This is a genomic window from Herbidospora sp. RD11066, assembly GCF_054661255.1.
Window position 1 is genome coordinate 93,385 of record NZ_BAAGDO010000001.1, and the last position, 19,493, is coordinate 112,877.

The 19,493-nt window shown below is 68.8% G+C and carries 17 protein-coding genes; 10 read left to right on the forward strand and 7 right to left on the reverse strand.

The window, feature by feature from the left end:
* Positions 1–173 precede the first annotated feature (173 nt).
* The 5 genes from ACYQ78_RS00385 to ACYQ78_RS00405 all read left to right on the forward strand — a co-directional run bounded on the left by ACYQ78_RS00385 (position 174) and on the right by ACYQ78_RS00405 (position 6,362).
* Entirely contained in the window at positions 174–1,544 is a 1,371-nt protein-coding gene (locus ACYQ78_RS00385) for a class I adenylate-forming enzyme family protein (RefSeq protein ID WP_459798592.1), read from the forward strand.
* Entirely contained in the window at positions 1,541–3,367 is a 1,827-nt protein-coding gene (locus ACYQ78_RS00390; RefSeq protein ID WP_459798593.1) for a condensation domain-containing protein, read from the forward strand. Before ACYQ78_RS00385 ends, ACYQ78_RS00390 begins: the two co-directional genes overlap by 4 nt.
* A complete protein-coding gene (locus ACYQ78_RS00395) occupies positions 3,364–4,215 on the forward strand; it encodes a thiamine pyrophosphate-dependent dehydrogenase E1 component subunit alpha (RefSeq protein ID WP_459798594.1) in 852 nt (283 codons plus the stop codon). The genes ACYQ78_RS00390 and ACYQ78_RS00395 overlap by 4 nt, the downstream gene beginning before the upstream one ends.
* A gap of 63 nt (positions 4,216–4,278) precedes the next feature.
* Positions 4,279–5,256 carry an alpha-ketoacid dehydrogenase subunit beta gene (locus ACYQ78_RS00400; protein WP_459798595.1) on the forward strand — a complete coding sequence of 326 codons (978 nt, stop codon included), beginning with the start codon at positions 4,279–4,281 and terminating at the stop codon, positions 5,254–5,256.
* Positions 5,253–6,362 (forward strand): 2-oxo acid dehydrogenase subunit E2, encoded by a 1,110-nt coding sequence (locus ACYQ78_RS00405; protein ID WP_459798596.1) that lies wholly within the window; start codon positions 5,253–5,255, stop codon positions 6,360–6,362. Before ACYQ78_RS00400 ends, ACYQ78_RS00405 begins: the two co-directional genes overlap by 4 nt.
* Here ACYQ78_RS00405 and ACYQ78_RS00410 read toward each other — a convergent pair.
* The 4 genes from ACYQ78_RS00410 to ACYQ78_RS00425 all read right to left on the reverse strand — a co-directional run bounded on the left by ACYQ78_RS00410 (position 6,352) and on the right by ACYQ78_RS00425 (position 13,703).
* Complete coding sequence (locus tag ACYQ78_RS00410) at positions 6,352–6,783, reverse strand: VOC family protein (protein WP_459798597.1); 432 nt, start codon at positions 6,781–6,783, stop codon at positions 6,352–6,354. The two genes, ACYQ78_RS00405 and ACYQ78_RS00410, sit on opposite strands and share 11 nt — an antisense overlap.
* On the reverse strand, positions 6,770–7,000 hold the full coding sequence (locus tag ACYQ78_RS00415; RefSeq protein WP_459798598.1) for a hypothetical protein: 231 nt from the start codon (positions 6,998–7,000) through the stop codon (positions 6,770–6,772). The genes ACYQ78_RS00410 and ACYQ78_RS00415 overlap by 14 nt, the downstream gene beginning before the upstream one ends.
* A gap of 1,067 nt (positions 7,001–8,067) precedes the next feature.
* Positions 8,068–8,994, reverse strand: coding sequence for an oxidoreductase (locus tag ACYQ78_RS00420; RefSeq protein ID WP_459798599.1), 927 nt, complete (start codon positions 8,992–8,994; stop codon positions 8,068–8,070).
* Positions 8,995–9,041: 47 nt separating this feature from the next.
* Positions 9,042–13,703, reverse strand: coding sequence for an ATP-dependent helicase (locus ACYQ78_RS00425; RefSeq protein ID WP_459798600.1), 4,662 nt, complete (start codon positions 13,701–13,703; stop codon positions 9,042–9,044).
* A gap of 98 nt (positions 13,704–13,801) precedes the next feature.
* Between ACYQ78_RS00425 and ACYQ78_RS00430 the strand changes: the two genes are divergently transcribed.
* Genes ACYQ78_RS00430 through ACYQ78_RS00440 form a run of 3 tightly spaced genes read left to right on the forward strand, consistent with a single transcriptional unit; the run spans position 13,802 to position 14,794 of the window.
* Positions 13,802–14,290, forward strand: coding sequence for a VOC family protein (locus tag ACYQ78_RS00430; protein ID WP_459798601.1), 489 nt, complete (start codon positions 13,802–13,804; stop codon positions 14,288–14,290).
* A 31-nt stretch (positions 14,291–14,321) separates the two neighbouring features.
* Positions 14,322–14,516: a DUF3046 domain-containing protein gene (locus tag ACYQ78_RS00435; RefSeq protein WP_459798602.1), complete on the forward strand. Its 195-nt coding sequence runs from the start codon at positions 14,322–14,324 to the stop codon at positions 14,514–14,516.
* A gap of 17 nt (positions 14,517–14,533) precedes the next feature.
* Positions 14,534–14,794 (forward strand): hypothetical protein, encoded by a 261-nt coding sequence (locus ACYQ78_RS00440; RefSeq protein ID WP_459798603.1) that lies wholly within the window; start codon positions 14,534–14,536, stop codon positions 14,792–14,794.
* Between the two features lie 22 nt (positions 14,795–14,816).
* Here the strand turns inward: ACYQ78_RS00440 and ACYQ78_RS00445 are convergent, their stop codons facing one another.
* Together ACYQ78_RS00445 and ACYQ78_RS00450 are read right to left on the reverse strand one after the other, a co-directional pair.
* A complete protein-coding gene (locus ACYQ78_RS00445) occupies positions 14,817–15,569 on the reverse strand; it encodes an SDR family NAD(P)-dependent oxidoreductase (RefSeq protein ID WP_459798604.1) in 753 nt (250 codons plus the stop codon).
* A gap of 66 nt (positions 15,570–15,635) precedes the next feature.
* On the reverse strand, positions 15,636–15,899 hold the full coding sequence (locus tag ACYQ78_RS00450) for a hypothetical protein (RefSeq protein ID WP_459798605.1): 264 nt from the start codon (positions 15,897–15,899) through the stop codon (positions 15,636–15,638).
* A gap of 299 nt (positions 15,900–16,198) precedes the next feature.
* On the opposite strand from ACYQ78_RS00450, the gene recA reads away from it, so the two are divergent.
* A complete protein-coding gene (recA, locus tag ACYQ78_RS00455) occupies positions 16,199–17,296 on the forward strand; it encodes a recombinase RecA (RefSeq protein WP_459798606.1) in 1,098 nt (365 codons plus the stop codon).
* A 152-nt stretch (positions 17,297–17,448) separates the two neighbouring features.
* Here the strand turns inward: recA and ACYQ78_RS00460 are convergent, their stop codons facing one another.
* Positions 17,449–17,619, reverse strand: a complete 171-nt coding sequence (locus tag ACYQ78_RS00460) for a hypothetical protein (RefSeq protein WP_459798607.1) — start codon at positions 17,617–17,619, stop codon at positions 17,449–17,451.
* A 717-nt stretch (positions 17,620–18,336) separates the two neighbouring features.
* Here ACYQ78_RS00460 and ACYQ78_RS00465 point away from each other — a divergent pair.
* The gene (locus ACYQ78_RS00465; protein WP_459799728.1) at positions 18,337–19,245 is read left to right on the forward strand and encodes a regulatory protein RecX; all 909 of its coding nucleotides are present in this window, start codon (positions 18,337–18,339) and stop codon (positions 19,243–19,245) included.
* Positions 19,246–19,493: the final 248 nt, after the last annotated feature.

Genomic DNA, 19,493 nt, shown 5'->3' on the forward strand with positions numbered 1-19,493 from the left:
CCCCTGCTCCGCTCACAAGCCTCAAACTGGCCAACCCTATTGGGCTGGCGGAGCCTGGCACCCCTTGTGACGAGGCTCTGCGCCATGCCAGACTGGCGACAGACCCAACTGGAAAGATTCTTTCCAGTAATATAACGCACGGGCATAATTCATCCGATCTTTGAGGAAGTCCCATGACGCTCTCGGATCTGCTGGCGGCCCGCGCCGCCGCCGAGCCTGACGGCGTCGCCATGATCGTCCACGGCGTCGGGGAACTGACCTACGCCGGGTGGGACGCGCGCTCCGGCGCGGTGGCGAACATCCTGATCAACGACGGTGTGCAACCCGCGGAACCGGTGGGGCTGGTGTTCCCCCACGCGGCCTGGCTCGACTACGCCGTGGCCTTCATGGGAGTCCTCCGGGCGGGGGCCGTCGCGGTGCCGATGTCCGACCGGATGCCCGAGGGAGAGATCCGACTTCTGGCGGATCGAGTCGGAATCAAGCGGATTCTGCGGGATGTCCCGGAGGGTGCGGAGGGTTCGGCCTCCGTGAAAGTTTCAGGTTCCGACCCCGCGCAGATTCTTTTTACGAGCGGGACGACGGGCGTGGCCAAGGGCGTCACCGCCACCCACGCCAACCTGGCCTTCGGCCTGCACCAGGACCCGCGCCGCCGGGCGTTCCGGCACTCGAAGCACCTCGCGCACGCCTTCCCCATCGGGACCAACGCCGGCCAGATGATGCTGGTGAACGCCATCGCCGCCCACCCGGCCGTGGTGACGACCCCGCTCTTCACCCCCGCGCGGTTCGCCTCCCTCATCGCGAAATATCAGGCCGGAACGGTCTTCCTGGTGCCCGCGATGGCCATCGAACTGCTGTCGGCGAAGGTCGACCCGCTCGACAGCGTGCTGCTGCTGGGCTCGGCCGCCGCGCCGCTGCCCTCCGCCGTGGCGACGCGGCTCGGAGAGCTGTTCCCGAAGGCGATGATCACGAACTACTACACCTCCACCGAGGCCGCGCCCGCTCAGACGATCATGGTGTTCGACCCCGAACGCCCCGGTTCGGTGGGACGGGCCGCCGCGGGCGGCTCCGTGCGGATCACCTCCTCTGAGGGGACCCCGGCGGCCGCAGGGGAGATCGGCGAGGTGTGGATGCGGTCGCCCGCGCCCCGCGCCTACCTCGGTGAACCCGACTCGGACACGTTCCGGAACGGGTGGGTGCGCATGGGGGACCTCGGCTACCTCGACGAGGAGGGCTACCTGTTCCTGGTCGACCGGACCGGCGACGTCATCAAGTCGGGCGCCCACAAGGTCTCGACTTTGAAGATCGAGGAGGCGCTGCACGCGCATCCGCTGGTCAAGGAGGCGGCGGCCTACGGGGTGCCCCATCCGGTGCTCGGGAAAGTGGTGGCGGTGGCCCTGGTCGTCCAGGAGGAGATCACACCCGTCGATCTCCGGGCGTTCCTGCTCGAAAGGCTCGCGTCGCACGAACTGCCCGCGAAGGTGACCACGATGGACGCGCTGCCGCGCAACCGGGGCGGCAAGGTCGACAAGCGGGCGCTGTCATGACCGAGGCGTCGTTCGCGCAGACCGGGATGTGGATCACCGAGCGCATGGGACGGGCCCGGACGGCCTACCACATGCCGCTGGTCATCGACTTCGAAGGAGCGCTCGACGCGTGCGCGCTGTACGCGGCGTGCGAGGCGGTCATCCGGCGGCACGCCGTGCTGTCCACGGCGGTCGACGAGGACGACGGGCTTCCGGTGATGGTCCCCGGACAGCGTCCCGAGGTGCGCCTGACGAAGGTCACCGACCTTCCGTCGCTTGTACGGGAGGAGACCCTCCGGCCGTTCGACGTCGGGAACGGGCCACTCGCCCGATTCGTGATCGCCAAGCTGGGGCCCGAGCGGCACGCGCTGGTGTTCGTCGCGCACCACCTCGTGTTCGACGGCGAGTCGAAGGACATCCTGGTCAGAGACCTGGCCGACTTCTACAACGGCGAGTCGCGGCCCCGGCTGGACATGACGTACGCGAGCTTCGCGGAGGACGAGCGGGAACGGGTCCGCGACGATCTCGCCGAGGCGAAGGCCTACTGGGCGTCAAGGCTTTCAGGGCCCGTTGTGACAGACCGGGCATCAGCGCCTGTTTCGAGCAGGGGCGCGGCGGCATCGGTTTCAGGCGAGGGAGCGGTGGCGCCGGCTTCAGACAGAGAAGCGGCGGGGCCAGCTTCAGACAGAGGAGCGGTGGGGCCGGTTTCAGACATGGGCGTGGTGGCGCCGGGTTCAGACATGGGCGTGGTGGCGCCGGGTTCAGACAGGGCCGCGGCGGCGCTGGTTTCAGACATGGGAGCGGTGGCGCTGGGTTTAGGCAGAGAAGCGGCACTGGTTTCAGTCAGGGGTGCTGCGGGGCCGGGTTCGGACAGGGGAGCGGCGGGGCCGGTTTCAGACATGGGCGTGGTGGCGCCGGGTCCAGACAGGGGAGCGGCGGCGCTGGCTTCAGGCAGTGGAGCGGCGGCATTGGTTTCAGGCAGGGGCGCCGCCGAGACGCTGCTGCCGGGCCTGACCGCGACCGGACTCGGCGCGTCTGAGGGTGCGGTGCACACGTTCCGCGCCCGGATGCCCGACTTACCTGGCATCTCGCGATTCGAGCTGTTCCTCGCCTCCGTGCACACCCTGCTGCACCGCTATGGCAACCCCGCGCCGACCGTCGCCGTCGACCTCTCCACCCGCGTCCCCGGCGTGCGCGACAACATCGGCCTGTTCGTCAACGAACTCCCCGTTTCGGTCACCGTCGAGGGGACCGTCGCCGACGTCGCCCGGACGCTGCACCGCGATCTGCGCGAGATGTACCGGTTTCGGCACGTCCCCTACGCCCGCGCCGTCAGGGGAGTGCGGCCGCGCACCGCGCTCGCGCAGGTCTCCGTCAGCTACCGCAAGCGCCGCCCCGACCCCGTTTTCATCGGTGTGCAGACCACCATCGACTGGGCCGTTTTCAACCATTCCGTACGCAGCGTCCTGCACCTCCAGGCCGTCGACCATCCCGACGGCCTTTACGTGATCATGCAACACGGCGCCGGTTCCGACGTCGCCCGGATAGCGGAGGACCTTCTCACCATCATGAACAACCCCGAAACCCCTGTGGACGGCACCCCACAGGCGACCGGCCTGGACGACGCCATCCGTGAGATCTGGCAGGAAGTGCTCGGCATCGACGAGATCGGCGACGACGAGGACCTGTTCGACCTCGGCGGACACTCCCTGACCATCACCCAGATCATCGCCCGCATGCGCAAACGCCTGGGCGTCGAGGTCCCCTTGGACGTCTTCTTCGACACCCCGACGATCGCGGGCGTCGTGGAGGCGATCCGCGAGGCGGAACCGGCCGTCAGGTGACCACCGACGTCGACCGGTTGCTGCTCATCCGCCATTTCGAACGCGCCCTGCTCGACCTGTTCGCGAAGGGCGAGCTCAACGGCACCACCCACACGTGCCTGGGCCAGGAAATCGTTCCCGTGGCCCTGGCGCCGCTGCTCGGCCCCGCCGACCACGTTTTCAGCAACCATCGGGGCCACGGCCACTACCTGGCCCGCTTCGACGACCCCGCCGGACTGCTGGCCGAGATCATGGGCCGCGAGGGCGCGGTCTGCGGCGGCGTCGGCGGCAGCCAGCACATCCTCCGCGACACCTACCTGTCGACCGGTATCCAGGGCGAGAGCCTTCCGGTGGCCGCCGGCGTGGCCCTGCACCTCCAGGGTTCGGGGGCGCTGGCCTGCGCCTACATCGGTGACGGCACGTGGGGGGAGGGTTCGGTCTACGAGACGCTCAACCTGGCCGGCCTGTGGGGGCTCCCGTTGCTGGTCGTGGTCGAGCACAACGGCATCGCGCAGACGACGCCGACCGCGCTCGCCATGTCCGGAGACATCGGGTCACGCTGCGCGGCCTTCGGCGTCGCGCATGTGGCGTTGCCCGCCGAGGACATCTCCGAGATCCGGGCGGTTCTCACGCCTTTGATCGCTTCTGTACGTGCCGGGTCACCTCTCGTGGTGGAGTTCCAGGTCAACCGCCTGGGTCCGCACAGCAAGGGCGACGACACGCGTTCAGGCGTCGAGGAGCTCCGTGACTGGTATCGGGAGATGTCGGGTGCGATCGATTTCGCGGAGGCGGATGCCCGTGCCCGCGACCTGGTCGACGCGGTGGTACGCGATGTGAAGGCTCGCCCGCTGTCGAGGTGGGACCGGTGAACCGGTCGGGTCTCAGGGTGTGCGGAGCCGTACAGAAAACTGGTTTTTCCCGATGAGGCGGACATGCGAGTCGTAGAGAACCTCAACCATGCACTCCACGAGGTGCTCGCCGCCGACCCGAGGGCCCGCCTACTCGGCGAAGATCTCCTCGACCCCTACGGCGGCGCCTTCAAGGCGACCCGGGGCCTGTCGACCGCGTTCCCCGCGCAGGTCCTCACCACCCCCATCAGCGAATCGGCGATCACCGGCGTCGGCGCGGGCCTGGCGCTGTGCGGGAACACCGCGATCGTCGAGATCATGTTCAGCGATTTCGTCACGCTGGCGTTCGACCAGATCGTGAACTTCGCCGCCAAATCGGTCAGCATGTACGGCTCCCGCGTGCCCATGCGCCTCATCGTCCGCCTGCCCACCGGCGGCGGACGCGGCTACGGCCCCACCCACAGCCAGAGCTTGCAGAAACATTTCATCGGCGTGCCCGGCCTCGACGTCTACGAGATGTCCCCCCTGCACGACAACCACGCCGTCTTCACCCGGATGATCGCCTCGGAGCGCCCCTGCGTCTTCTTCGAGGACAAGATCCTCTACACCAAGCGCATGCACGAGATCGACGACCTGTTCACCTGGGACGAGACCGACGGCCTAGCCCGCGTCCACGTCGACGCACCCCCCGACTGCGTGATCATCGCCCCCGGCGGCGTCACCCACCGTGCCATCGCCGCCATGCGCCGGCTGCTGATCGAGCAGGAGATCATCTGCACCCTGCTCGTCCCCTCCCGCCTCCACCCCCTCGACGTGACCCCGCTCGTCGCCCACGCGAGAAGCGCGAAGTCGGTCGTCGTCGCCGAGGAGAGCACCGCCGGCGGAACCTGGGGCGCCGACGTGGCCCACGCGCTGCACCGGGAGCTGTGGGGCGTACTGCGCAATCCGGTCGCGCTGGCCCATTCGGCCGATAGCGTCATCCCGACGGCGTCCCACCTGGAACGTGCCGTCCTGCTGACCGAGAACACCATCCACGACACGGTGCTGGAGTCCCTCAAGTGAAGGTCCCCAAGCTCAACAACAACGACGACTCCTACGTCCTGGTGGAGTGGCTGGTCGCCACGGGGACCGAGGTCAAGGAGGGCGACCCGATCGCCGTCCTGGAAACCTCGAAGTCGGCCGAAGAGGTCGAGGCCGACGCGACGGGGGTATTGCGCCAGGAAGTGGCGTTGATGGCCGACTGCGCGCCCGGGGACCTCCTCGCCACCATCGGCGCTTCGCCGTATCCGGACACCCTGACCTCGGGCGCTTTCGAGAAGGGCGCCCTGGCGGCGGCCGGAGTGATTCCCGCCCAGCGCCCCGGCCCGGTGATCACCGCCCCCGCGCGCGCCGCCATGGACGAACTCGGCGTCACCGAAGACCAGGTCGCCGCCCTGGGGATCCCCGTGATCCGGCGGACCGACGTGGAGCGGTTGGCGGTGGCGAACTCCGTCCCGACGGCACCGCTGTCCAAAGTGCAGCAGGCCGTGGGGCGAGCGGTCTCGCTCTCGCACTCCACGATCCCCGCCGCTTATGCCGTCCTCGACATGCCCCTAGACGAGGAGCTGGCCGCGACCCGCCGCCTGACGAAACAGGTCCGCCGCCCGGTCGGACTCCCCGAACTCTTCGTCATGGCCGTCGCGAAACTCCACGAGGAATTCCCGCTGTTCTTCGCGACCCTCAGCGACGACCGCACCTCGGCCGTCCTGTCGGAAACGGCGAACGTCGGCGTGACCTTCGACACGGGCGATGGCCTGTACGTCCCGGTCATCCACGACGCCGCCGCGAAATCCCTCCAGGAGGTCGCGACGAAACTCATGGAATACCGCGTCGCCGCGATGAAAGGCGACTTCAAAACCTCGGACCTGTCGAATGCCAACATCGCCGTCACCCTCCACCACGACGGCGGCATCAGCCTGGCGATCCCTTTCATCTTCCCCGGCACCGCCTGCGCCCTGGCCATCACCGCCCCCCAGCAGACCCTCTACCTGGACGGCACCGAAGTGAAATCCCGCCAGGTCTCCCACATCGGCCTCGCCTACGACCACCGCCTCATCAACGGCCGCGACGCCGCCAGATTCCTGCACGCGCTCCAACGGGAGACCAAGGCCCTGGCGACTACGGATTGACGGTCTCCCCACCCCATTCCTCGGGCGCGACGTCGTAGAGCGTCTGGGAGAAGGTCCATTGGTGCCCGGCGACGTCCTCGGCGGAGTACTGGCATTCTCCGAACCCGAATTCGGCGGGCTCCATGATGATCGTGACCCCGAAGGCCCTGGCCCGCTCGAAGTGGGCCTGCACGTCGTCGACCCGCACGATGACCGAATGGGTGACCTCACCCGGGCTGGGGGGCCGCTGGGCGCCTCCCATATCCGCGAGGATCACCGCTCCGTCGCCGACACGAAGCTGCGAGCGGTGATTCTCCCCAATGCGCACCCGCTCCACAAACCCAAACGCCCCGGAAAGCCAAGCAACGGCCTCCCGGACATCGGGATAAATCAAAACGGGGATAACGGTGGCGGCCGGAACAGACCGATTAGTTTTCACCATTCCAGTCAACCACACGTGACCACAGGCGCCGCGCGACCAGGTCGAGCACCAGAGCCGCCGCTTTCCATTCGTCGTTGCCGCCGCGATGTTCCACGCCCTCGAGAAAGGCTTCCGGGGGAGAAAGCCCATGCGCAGCGCTTGGCGTGATCGGGACCGAACAGGTAGCGCACACCAGAACGAGCGCACTGTTCCGAGAACCGCCGCCGATCGAAATCACCCCAGCTGGCCCGGGGTCTGGCCTTGCCTTCATGTGCCTGTACGAGCAGAGAACAAGCTTCGGAGAAGGAAGCACCGGTGCCGGCTTCGCTTTGTGTGAGACCGGTCAGCTCGGTACAGAATTCGCTGACCGTGGACCACTCCGGCCGACCGGAATCCGATGCCGCCCGACCCGTGCTTGAGAACCGAGATCCACCACGCACAGCCTGATTTCGATGATTTCCGGAACTGCCCATCGGGTGGAACTCAACCGGGCCTATAGGTCGCCTCGATATCAACCAAATTAAGTAACACCGAAACCCTGGCCGACCAAGACTGAAATCGGGAATGGTTTCCCGGCCGTTCTTCAACATCAGGCCGATCCCGTTGTGCCGCCGCGGCTCTGCTGGCGATCCGGCATGACTCCGTCATCGCCACGAAGGCCTGATGGGCGCTGAGAACCTCCACTCCAACCGCTAGCCCGCGAAGCTGTATCGCACTCGTGTCATGGCGCCGCGTCCTGCGAAGTTGTGCCGCACTCCGGCCGCGGTGTCCCAACCTGAGATGCTGCCGCGATTCCGCCACGGGCCTCATGCCGTGAAGCTGGATCACTCTCGCGCGTCACGGCGTTGCGTCCTGCGAAGTTGTGCCTCGTTCTGGTCGCTGCGTCCAACTTGAGATGCTGCTCCGCATTTCCGTCACGGATCTCACATCGTAAAGCGGCGCCGCATTCCGTCGCAGCGCTGCGTCCCCTCCTGTGACGCTGTGCCGCATTCCGCTACGGCCCCACGCCACGAAGCCGTATCGCATGCGTGCCGCGGAGTCGCCTCCTGTGAAGCGGCGCTGTGTTTCGGTCGCGACATCCCCCCTACGAAACCAAACCGCATTCCCGGGATAGACCTCGCCTGTGAAGCTCTATCGTGTTCCCGCCACGGTGTCTCACCCCGTAAAGCTGTATCGCACTCGCATCATGGCGCTGCGTCCTGCGAAGTCGTCCCGCGTTCCGGTTGTGGCTTCTCCTCCCGAGATGGTGGCCGCATTCCCGGCACGAGGCCCCACACCGCGAGTCCGTATCGCACTTACGGCGCTTCACCCCGCGAAGCTGTACCGCACTCCCGTCATCTGCTCCGACTCATCCCAAAGCCGCCGAGCCACAGCCTCGTCATGCGACGCCGGGCTGCTCTCCACCAGCGTCGGATACCCCCGCATCCCCGCGCGCCCGTCAGGCCCGAAATACCCCGCACGCGGTACCCCCGGCGCCGTCGCCGCGTAGAGCTGCGGCAGGGCGCCCATCTCCGGCCGCTGTGCCATGACCGAGTTGACCGCCCGCACCACCGCGGCCTGCCACGCGCTCCCCGTCATCCGGGGCCCCGCCTCCTGCAGCCCCGTCGACGCATACCCGGGATGCGCGGCCAGGGACAGCAGCGAGGTGGCCGCGGCCCGCCGCTGCAGCTCATAGGTGAAGAGCAGGTTGGCGAGCTTGGACTGCGAGTAAGCCCCGTAAGGCGTGTAGCGCCGGTTCCCGTTCAGGTCGTTGAAGTCGATCCGTCCCCGCGTATGGAGATTGGAACTCACCGTCACCACCCGGGGCGAACGCCGTAGCAGCAGAGAGGGCATCAGCAGCCCGGTCAGCGCGAAATGCCCCAGGTGATTGGTCGCGAACTGCAGTTCATATCCGTCGGGGGAGACCCGCCGGGGCAGCGCCATCACGCCGGCGTTGTTCATCAGGATGTCGACCCCGTGGGGGAACACCTCGGGGATACGACCGGCGAAGTCGCGTACAGAGGAAAGGTCGGACAGATCCAACCGGGACACCACGATCTCGGCTTTCGGTGCCGCAGATCGGACCCTAGCCGCAGCCGCTTCGCCTTTGCCCACGTCACGTACCGCGAAGACGACTTTCGCTCCTCGCCGGGCGAGTTCACCCGCCGCGATGAGCCCGAGCCCGTTGCTGGCACCGGTCACGATCGCGCCCTTGCCCGACAGGTCGGCGATGTCCGCCGCAGTCCATGCCATTACGCCTCCTCGCCTCAGCCCGCATCATTCCTCACCATAAGCGCCGATCAGCCCCTTATCCGCAGGCCTCGCGGTGTCGGGTGGAAACCCGCCGCCTCCAGCGCCGCACCCAGGGGCGAGTCGTTGATCGAGGCGCCGTCGGCCCGCTCGACGGTCAACCGCCCCAGCGCCCCTTCCCTCACTGCCCCGGCCAGCGCCGCCACCGCCACGGTCAGATGCTCGTCCTCCCCGAACGACAGCAGGGTCTTCCCGCCTCGTTCGACATAGAGCACGAGCCTCCCCGCCACGGTCACCACCAATGACCCGGCCTTGCGCCCCGGCCGGTGCCCGGCGTCCCCGCCTCGGTCGGGCCACGGCAGCGCCGCCCCGAACGGGTTGGCCGGGTCGGCCGCCGCCATCACGGTCGCCTTGGGGGCCTCGCGTTCGGCGCCCTGGGGACGCCAGGCCGTCCACGGATCGACGTAGTCACCCTCGGCCGGAGGCGGCACCACCGCCGCTTCCTTCTTCTCGGACGCCCGCAACCGGTCGACCGCCCCCGGCAGCGCGAACTGCGCCCCGCCCAGCCCCTCGACGAAATAGCCCCGTCGGCACCGCCCGCTCTCCTCGAACGCCCGCAGCACCTGGTAGACGGCCGCGAACCCACCCGGCAGCCGCTCGGCCATGACCCCGCCGCGCGTCACCACGCCGTGGCGTTCGAGCAGCATCTCGGCCTGCGCCTGGGCCCGCAGTGTCACCTCACCCGAGGGTTCGGGCAGCAGCCACCACCGCCCCCCGACCGTCGGCGGACCCGAACGCGTCGGCAGCACGGCCCGGCGCCGCCGCGACGGAGCGGCGGGACGATGCGCCGGTTTGCCCGTGCCGAGGGTGGCGCGCAACGGTGCGAGCGTGTCGCCCGTGACCCGCCCCGACCAGACCAGATCCCACAGGGCCGCCGAGAGCGTGGCGTCGTCGGGTATCCCGCCGTGCACCACCCGGTTCGACAGATCCCGGAAGAACAGCGCCCCGCCCCCCGAGAGCACGCCGAGCACGGCCTCGTGAACCGGGGTCATGGTGATCTCACCGGGCACCGGCATCAGCACCGGCGCCGTGTCGGCGAAGTAGAGCGACACCCACCCGTCACCGCCGGGCAGCGCCCCCTGCCCGACCCAGAGCACCTCCCCGGAGGAGGTCAGCTCGTCGAGCAGCGCGGGCGAATACCCGGGCACCCGCCCCGGCAGCACCAGCGTCTCCAGCGCCGAAGCGGGCACCGCCGCCCCCTGCAACCGCTCGATCGCCGCCACCAGCGAATCCATCGCCCGATAGGAAGCGGCAGATCCAGAGACACCCGACCCGCCACCGGCGGACGCACCGACAGCCGACCGGTCGGCTGCGTTCGAAGGGCCGTCGCCTGTTCCGAAACGGCCACCTCCCGAAGGGCCAGGCGGTTCGTAGGTCCGGATCCCATGCCACCGGGGCAGGAACACCGCCAGTGCCTCCGGCGGCACCGGCTCGACCTCCTTGCGCAGCCGGGCGAGCGACCGCCGCCGCAGCAGCCGCAGCACCCCCGCGTCGCACCACTCCTCGCCGCGCCCACCCGGCCGGAACTCGCCCGAGACCACCCGCCCGGACGCCGCCAGCCGAGCCAGCCCATCGCTCACAACAGCGATCCCCACCCCGAACCGCGCCGCCGCCGTGGAGGCGGGGAACGGCCCTCGGGTGCGCGCGTGCCGGGACAGCAGGTCGCCCAGCGGATCGGGCCGCGCCGACGTCTCGGGCGCGTCGAGGAACTCCAGCGGCACGCCCACCGGCAGCGGCGCCCCCAGCGCGTCGCGCAGCCGCCAGGCGTCTTCGATCGCCGCCCACTGCTGCACCCCGGCCACCCGCACCTGGATGGCCCGCCGCGACCGCTCCAGCTCGGTCAGCCAGCCAGGATCGCCCTCGCGGATCGCCACGTCTTCGGCGAGCAGCGGACCGTGGGAGCGCAGCAGGTCGGCCAGGTCCTCCACGTCGCGCAGCGGCCGGTCGAGGCGGGCCAGCTCGCGCTCGGTCTCGGCGATCACGTCGGGATCGAGGAGTTCCCGCAGGTCGGCCTGGCCCATCAGCTCGGCCAGGAGAGAGGTGTCGAGGGCGAGCGCCTGGGCGCGGCGTTCGGCGAGGGGGGCGTCGCCTTCGTACATGAACTCGCCGATGTAGTTGAACAGCAGCGACGCCGCGAACGGCGACGCCTGCCGGGTCTCCACCTCGACCACCCGCAGCCGCCGCGCCGAGATGTCGCGCATGAGCTGCACCAGGCCGGGCACGTCGAAGACGTCTTGCAGGCACTCGCGCATCGTCTCGAGCACGACCGGGAATCCGGCGTATTTGGCCGCCACCCCCAGCAGATGGGCCGACCGCTGCCGTTGCTGCCACAGCGGGCTCCGCTTCCCGGGAGTGCGGCGCGGCAGCAGCAGCGACCGCCCGGCGCACTCGCGGAACCGGGCCGCGAACAGGGCGGATCCGCCGAGCTCCTCGGTGACGATCTGCTCGATCTCCTCGGGATCGAACGCCGCCACGTCGCTCGGCGCCTCGTCGAGGGTGTCGGGAACGCGAAGAATGATCCCGTCGTCGGAATGGACGGCCTGGACGTCGACCCCGTAGCGCTCCCGCAGCCGCCGCCCGATGGCCAGCGCCCACGGCGCGTGCACCCGCGCGCCGAAGGGGGAGTGGATGATCACCCGCCAGTCGCCCAGTTCGTCGTGGAACCTCTCGACCAGCAGGGTTCGATCGTCGGGTACGTATCCCGTCGCCTCCCGCTGCTCCGCGAGATAACCGACGAGGTTCCCGGCCGCGAACTCGTCGAGCCCGGCGGCGCGCACCCGATCTCCGGCGGCCGGACCGGCTCCGGCGAGCTCCCGGACGAACGCGCCGATCGCCCGGCCCAGCTCGGCCGGACGACCCTGCGGATCGCCCTTCCAGAACGGCAGCTTCCCCGGCAACCCGGGCGCGGGGGAGACGAGCACCCGGTCGGCCGTGATGTCCTCGATCCGCCACGACGAGGCGCCCAGCACGAAGACGTCGCCGACGCGGGATTCGTACACCATCTCCTCATCGAGCTCCCCGACCCGGGACGCCTTCTCGCCGACGAGGAACACGCCGAACAGCCCCCGGTCGGGGATGGTGCCGCCGTTGGTGACCGCGAGCCGCTGTGCGCCGGGCCGACCCCGCAGAGTGCCGGTCACCCGATCCCACACCAGCCGGGGACGCAGCTCGGCGAACTCCTCGCTCGGATAGCGCCCGGCCAGCATGTCGAGGGTGGCCTCCAGCGCCGACCGCGGAAGCGTGGCATAGGGCGCGGCCCGGCGGATCACGGTCTCGAGCTCGTCGACGGTCCACTCGTCGAGCGCGGTCATCGCGACGATCTGCTGGGCCAGGACGTCGAGCGCGTTGCGGGGATAACGCAGCTCCTCGATCTGACCGGCCTTCATGCGCTCGGCCACCACCGCCGTCTGGACGAGATCGCCCCGGTATTTCGGGAAGATCACCCCCCGCGACACCGCCCCCACCTGGTGCCCCGCCCGCCCGACCCGCTGCAACCCACTGGCCACACTCGGCGGCGCCTCCACACAGGCCACCAGATCGACCGACCCCATGTCGATCCCCAGCTCAAGGCTGGACGTCGCCACCACAGCGGGCAGCCGCCCCGACTTCAGCGCCTCCTCGATCTGCGACCGCTCCTCTTTGGACACCGACCCATGGTGCGCCCGCACGACCTCGGGAATCGCCCCCTTCGACGCCCCCGCCTGCGCCATCACCTCGGCGGGCACCCCGGAGGGCATCGACTCGGACGTGCTCCGCTCATAGGCCAGCTCGTTGAGCCTGCTGCACAACCGCTCCGACAGCCGCCGCGAGTTGGCGAAGATGATCGTCGACCGGTGGGCCTCGATCAGATCGAGCAGATGCTCCTCGACATGCGGCCAGATGCTGCGCTGGCCGGGTTGCCCGTCGTCACGTGAGGTGATCTCGGCCATGTCCTCGACGGGAACGACCACATCGACCTCGATCACCTTCTCGGACGGCGGCTGGACGACCTTCGCCGGCCGCGCACCCCCCAGGAACGCCGCCACCTCGGAGGCCGGCCGCACGGTCGCCGACAGCCCCACCCGCTGCGCGGGCTTCGGCAGCAGAGCATCGAGACGTTCGAGGGTGAGCGCCAGATGGGCCCCGCGCTTGGTGCCCGCCACCGCGTGGACCTCGTCGACGATCACCGTCTCGACCTCGCGCAACGCCTCACGCGCCTGCGAGGTGAGCAGCAGGAACAGCGACTCGGGCGTCGTGATCAGAATGTCGGACGGCTTGGACGCGAACCGCCGCCGCTCCTCGGCCGGGGTGTCGCCCGACCGGATCGCCACCGAGATCTCGGGCACGGCCACCCCCATGCGCCGCGCCGTCTGCCGCACCCCCGTCAGCGGCGCCCGCAGGTTGCGCTCGACGTCGACCGCCAGCGCCTTCAGCGGCGACACGTAGATCACCCGGCACTTCTTCGCGGGATCCTCACGAGTGGCCAGCCGGTCGATCGACCACAGGAACGCCGCCAGCGTCTTGCCCGAGCCGGTCGGGGCCACCACCAGCGTGTGGTCACCGTCGGCGATGGAGTTCCAGGCGCCCTCCTGTGCGGCGGTCGGCTCGGCGAAGGCCCCGGTGAACCATTCGCGGGTCACCGCCCCGAACCTGCTCAGCGCACCTTTCGCCATGCCCCCCACCTCCTCCGCACATCATGCCTCCCGCCACCGACGGTTTCCGTTGGCCCTGATGTGGTTGATCTGCGGTTAAAGCGACAATCATGTGAACTATGGACATCGACTACGAAGCCATAGAAGCCACCCGCGACTCCATAAAGGAGCGCCATCTCCACGAGCGCCGGCCCCCGAGCAGCGCGCGCGGCCTCCACCACTTCGCGCTACTGTCTTCCAATGTCGAACGCACGATCGAATTCTACCAGGACCTTCTGGAGTTCCCGCTCACCGAGATCTTCGAGAACCGCGACTACAAGGGCTCCAACCACTTCTTCTTCGACATCGGCAACGGCAACCTGCTGGCCTTCTTCGACTTCCCCGGCCTCGACCTCGGCCCCTACAAAGAGGTGCTCGGCGGCCTCCACCACATCGCCATCTCCGTCGACCCGGTCGTGTGGGAACGCCTGCGCGGCAAGCTGGAGGCGGCCGGAGTGCCGTACATCATGGAGAGCGGCGCCTCCATCTACTTCAGCGACCCCGACGGCGCCCGCCTCGAACTCCTCGCCGACCCCCTCGGCGAGATGTACGGCTCCCGCGTGCTCTGACCACCCTCACGACCCGGCCATACTGGGGGCCATGCGACTCACGGAATTCTGGAACCGCATGTCCAGCCATTTCGGCCAGACGTACGCCGAGTCCTGGGCGAAGGACTACGTGATCGCAGGACTCGGCGGCCGGACCGTGGAGCAGGCACTGGCCGACGGGTTCGCGGCGAAGCAGGTCTGGCAGGCGGTCTGCCAGGTCGTCGACGTCGACCCGAGACTCCGCTAGCAGGAGAAGATCAGCAGATGACCCTCCCCGCACCCACGCGAACCCCCCTCACGGCAGAGGAGCGGATCCGCGCCGAGGCGAACTTCGTTCCCCTGGTCGCCGAACACCTGGCCGCGAGCGGTCGGTTCCGGATCAGCGCCGACACCCCCGAACTGGTGGAGCTCTTCCAGGGCGTGGCCCACACGGTGGGCGAGCGGTTGGGGCGTCCCGTGGTCAGCTACGCCAATGGGCGATACATGGTGATCACCTTCGCGGAGTCCACGCCGCTCGACAGGTGAACGCCGTGATCTCGGGCCGTTTTCAGACGATGAGCCCGCCGGTCGCGCGCAGATTCTGACCGGTGATCCACTGTGAGTCGGGCCCGGCCAGGAACGCCACCACGTTGGCGATGTCGGCCGGTTCGCCCAGCCGCCGCAGGGCCGTCTTGGCGGTGATCCCGTCGAACGTCTCGTCGGCGCTCGCGCCCGACGACTCGCGCATCAGCTCGGTGTCGGTCACCCCGGGCGAGATCGCGTTGACGGTGATCCCGCGCTCACCCAGCTCCCGCGCGGCCACGGCGGTCAGCAGCTCCAGCGCCGCCTTGCTGGCCAGATAGAGCGACAGCCCCTCGGCGGGCGCACGTGTGCCGAACGAGGAGATGTTCACGATCCGCCCGCCCGCGCGCAGAATGCGGGAAGCGGCCTGGATCGCCAGGAACGGACCTTTCGCGTTCACGCCCATGACCCGGTCGAAGTCGTCGGCCGTGGCGTCGATGATGCGCCTGATCGGGTTGATCGCCGCGTTGTTGACGAGGATGTCGAGCGCGCCGAGATGGCGTACCACCTGCTCGAACAGCAGTTTCACGTCGTCGGGACAGCCCATGTCGGCGCGGACCGCGTGAGCGGTGCCGCCGAACCTGGCCACCTGGGCGACGACCTCCTCGGCCGCCGATCGGTTCTCGTTGAAGCTGAAAACCACGTGGGCACCCTCGCGGGCCAGTTTCTGTACGACAGCCCGCCCGATCCCCCGCGAACCACCCGTCACCAGAGCCGCCTTCGCCTCCAGTGCGCCCATCTGTCATCTCCTCAACGCCGGCGGGCCCAGCGGATCAGCGTGCCACACATTTGTGGAGATGGGGTGTCAAGCCGCTTGAGAGAGGAGTTTCTCGAGTGTGTCGGCGGCGACGTCGGGATCGTCGGCGTTCTCCTGCCCGTCGGGCGACCAGAGGAACAGCCATCCGCCCCCCGACTGCGTGGCGAAGACGATCGTCTGCTTGCTGGTGCGGGGATGCCAGATCCACAGCACGGGCTCGCCCCCGCCCAGCATCCGGCTCTGGAGCCCGCGCTCGGGGAGCCGCTCGGCGAGCGTCTCCAGAAGAGCACGGCGTTCGGTTTCCTTCGACACGGCGCCGCCTTCTCACTCGCGGGTTCTGGTCTGGCTGATTCGCCCGTCTCCTCCAGGATCGCCGCAGGTCAGCGGCATGGCAACACCCTGATCACAATGCCCGGGAATGTGACCTTCCGGATGGGTTCCCTTTCCTTCTCCGTACGCGAACTCATAGGTGGTTCCGGGTGTGATCGAACAGTCGTTCGGCTATATTTGAACCCGCCGCCCTGGAGGCAGCGTCTCCAGAAAATGTCAGTGGCACCCCATAGCGTTCCGGTGACCGGAACAACCCACGACCCTCACAGGGGGCACCCCAAATGGCAGTGAACGACCGCGAGAAGGCCCTCGAGACCGCCCTCGCCCAGATCGAGCGGCAGTTCGGCAAGGGCTCCGTCATGCGCCTGGGTGAAGACGCCCGCGCCCCCGTCGAGGTCATCCCGACCGGCGCGATCGCCCTCGACGTCGCCCTCGGCATCGGCGGCTTCCCCCGCGGCCGGATCGTCGAGGTCTACGGCCCCGAGTCGTCCGGTAAGACGACCGTCGCCCTCCACGCCGTGGCCAACGCCCAGCGCCAGGGCGGCATCGCCGCCTTCATCGACGCCGAACACGCGCTCGACCCCGAATACGCCAAGAAGCTCGGCGTCGACGTCGACGCCCTCCTCGTCTCCCAGCCCGACACGGGCGAGCAGGCGCTGGAGATCGCCGACATGCTGATCCGCTCCGGCGCGGTCGACATCATCGTCATCGACTCGGTCGCGGCCCTGGTGCCCAAGGCCGAAATCGAGGGCGAGATGGGCGACAGCCACGTGGGTCTCCAGGCCCGCCTGATGTCCCAGGCCCTCCGCAAGGTCGCCGGCGCCCTCAACAACACCGGCACCACCGCGATCTTCATCAACCAGCTCCGCGAGAAGATCGGCGTCATGTTCGGCTCGCCCGAGACCACGACGGGCGGTAAGGCGCTGAAGTTCTACGCGTCGGTCCGCCTCGACGTGCGCCGCATCGAGACCCTGAAAGACGGCACCGAGCCCGTCGGCAACCGCACCCGCGTGAAGGTCGTCAAGAACAAGATGGCCCCGCCCTTCCGCACGGCCGACTTCGACATCCTCTACGGCTTCGGCATCAGCCGCGAGGGCGGCCTGATCGACATGGGCGTGGAACACGGCTTCGTCCGCAAGGCCGGAGCTTGGTACACCTACGAGGGCGACCAGCTCGGCCAGGGCAAGGAGAACGCCCGCAACTTCCTGAAGAACAACCCCGACATCGCCAACGAGATCGAGAAGAAGATCAAGGAAAAGCTCGGCGTCGGCCCCCGCCTCGACGCCAAGCCCGAAACCCCCGCCGTCCCCGTGGCCGCCCCGGCCCCGACCGGCCGAGGTTCCAAGGCCGCCGCCACCCCGAAGCCGGGTGACGTCTAACCGATCCCGTGCGACCTTCCGACTCCTGGGACAGGGGCCCCTCCGGGTGGCCCTATGACAACGACGACCGCTGGGGAGAAGAGCGCGAGTCCGACGATTCGCGCTCGGTGTGGACCTCAGGCGGTTCGACGTGGTCGGAAATCGACCCGGAGCTAGTACGGGGTGGGGGTGGATGGCCGGGCGAAGAGCCCGGCGCCCACCTTGATCGGGGTGCCAACGACGATCTGGCCGACGATCTGCGGGCCCGTTTCGGCCGCTTGCCCGACGGCGAGAGGGCATCCCCGGCAGACGCCGATCGGGGGCGTGCGAGTCGGTCTTCTCATGAGCGCGATCCGGGGGGTTCGGGCCGGATCACTCGTGGTGGCGATTCGGGGGGTTCTGGCCGGGTCACTCGTAGCGGTGATTCGGGGGGTTCGGGCCGGGTTACTCGTAGCGGTGATTCGGGGGGTTCGGGCCGGGTTACTCGTGGCGGCGATCCGGAGGGTTCGGGTCGGGTCACTCGTGGCGGTGATTCGGGGGGTTCGGGTCGGTCCGCTCGTGGGGACGACCGAGAGAGGTTGGCTCGGACCGCTCGCGGAGACGGTCCAAAGAGCTCGGCTCGAAGTGGCGATCTGGGGAGTCCGGGTCGATTTCCTCGTGGCGAGCGAGGGGGAGCTGGGCGCTCTCTGAGGGCGGATGGGGAGAATCGCGACCGTTCTCTTGATGCCGACGCCCCTGAGTTGCCTGGTGACGGGGAGTACGCTGACGGGCCTTCTGAGGGCGGTCGGCGGAGGCTGGGTCGATCATCTCCTGGAGCTTCACGGGAGGGCCGGAGTCGCGGTTCTGGCGATGATCAGCCGGAGAACTTGAGCCCATTCTCACCGGGTGACAGTGGGGAACGTTCGGGCTGGTCATCTGGTGAGACCGAGCAGGAGCGGGAAGATCGCTCGTCTGCTCGTGGTGGCCGGAGGCGTGTGGGCCGGTCTTCTCCCGGAGCTGTGGGGGAGCGACTGAGTCGGCTTTCCGGCGGTGATCAGGTGGAGCAACCGAGCCCGTTCCCTGTGGATGACAGAGAAGATGAGGTTCGGCAGGGAGAGGAAGGCCGCCCACCTGCGAACGACGACCGCAGAGATGGTGTCCCGACCTCTCGTGGTGATGGTCAGGGCAAGGACGAAGGGCCGAACGCTTCTGGAGAGGGTCGGCCGGAGAGTGCTCATCCGTTCGTCGGGGGCGCGAGATCCGGTGAAGTTTCGGGTGATCGGCCGAATCCCCGTGACTGGGGTGGGTTGCCGGACGACGAAGCCGTCGGCCGGGGGCGGCGTGGGAAGGCGGGGCGGCGGGCGTCTCGTCGTGGTGATGCGGATGGCGGCGGGGTTGCCGAAGGCGAAGGGCTCTTCGGCGGTGGTGACGATGCCGGTCGTCGGTCGAAGCGGCGGGGGGCGTCTTCCGAGGAGAACAGTTCCGATCCTGAGGCGCGAGCACGGGGGATCTGTCTGCGGCTGCTCACTCTCGCTCCCCGGACACGGGCCCAACTCGCCGAGGCGCTGCTGAAGAAGGAGATTCCCGAAGAGGTGGCCGAGCGGGTGCTCGAACGCTACTCCGAGGTCGGGCTCATCGACGATCAGGCGTTCGCGGCCGCGTGGGTGAGCTCGCGTCATCACGGGCGGGGACTGGCACGGCGGGCGCTGGCTCAGGAGTTGCGGCATCGCGGGGTCGAGGAGGAGACCGTCAAGGAGGCGGTTGAACAACTCGACCCCGATGAGGAGGTCGAGACGGCTCGTCGGCTGGTCGAACGGAAGCTGCGCTCGACCAGGGGAGCCGATCCCCGCGCCCGGACCCGGAAGCTGGTCGGCATGCTGGCGCGGAAGGGGTATTCGGCCGGGCTGGCCTTCCGGATCGTCAGAGAGGCTCTGGAAGCCGAGGGTGAGGAGACCGACGAGGGCGAGGGCGGCTACCTGGACTTGCTGTGATCGCCGGGCACGGCCGGTTGGCGCCGGTTACGGGGAGGTTCGGAGGCGGTGGGCGGTGCCGGCCAGGCGGAGCCGTAACGGAGACAAGGCTTTTGGGGCTTTGAGTGAGGGGTTTCTCCGCGCCTTTCCCGGACGGCAGCAGGCGTCTGCCGTCGCTTCGGCAGGGCGATCGGGGTGCTGTGGATGGCCGGGCTTGGGGTGTCCCGTTCGGGGTGGTCTGGGGGTGTCCGGTGGCCGCGTGTCTTGAC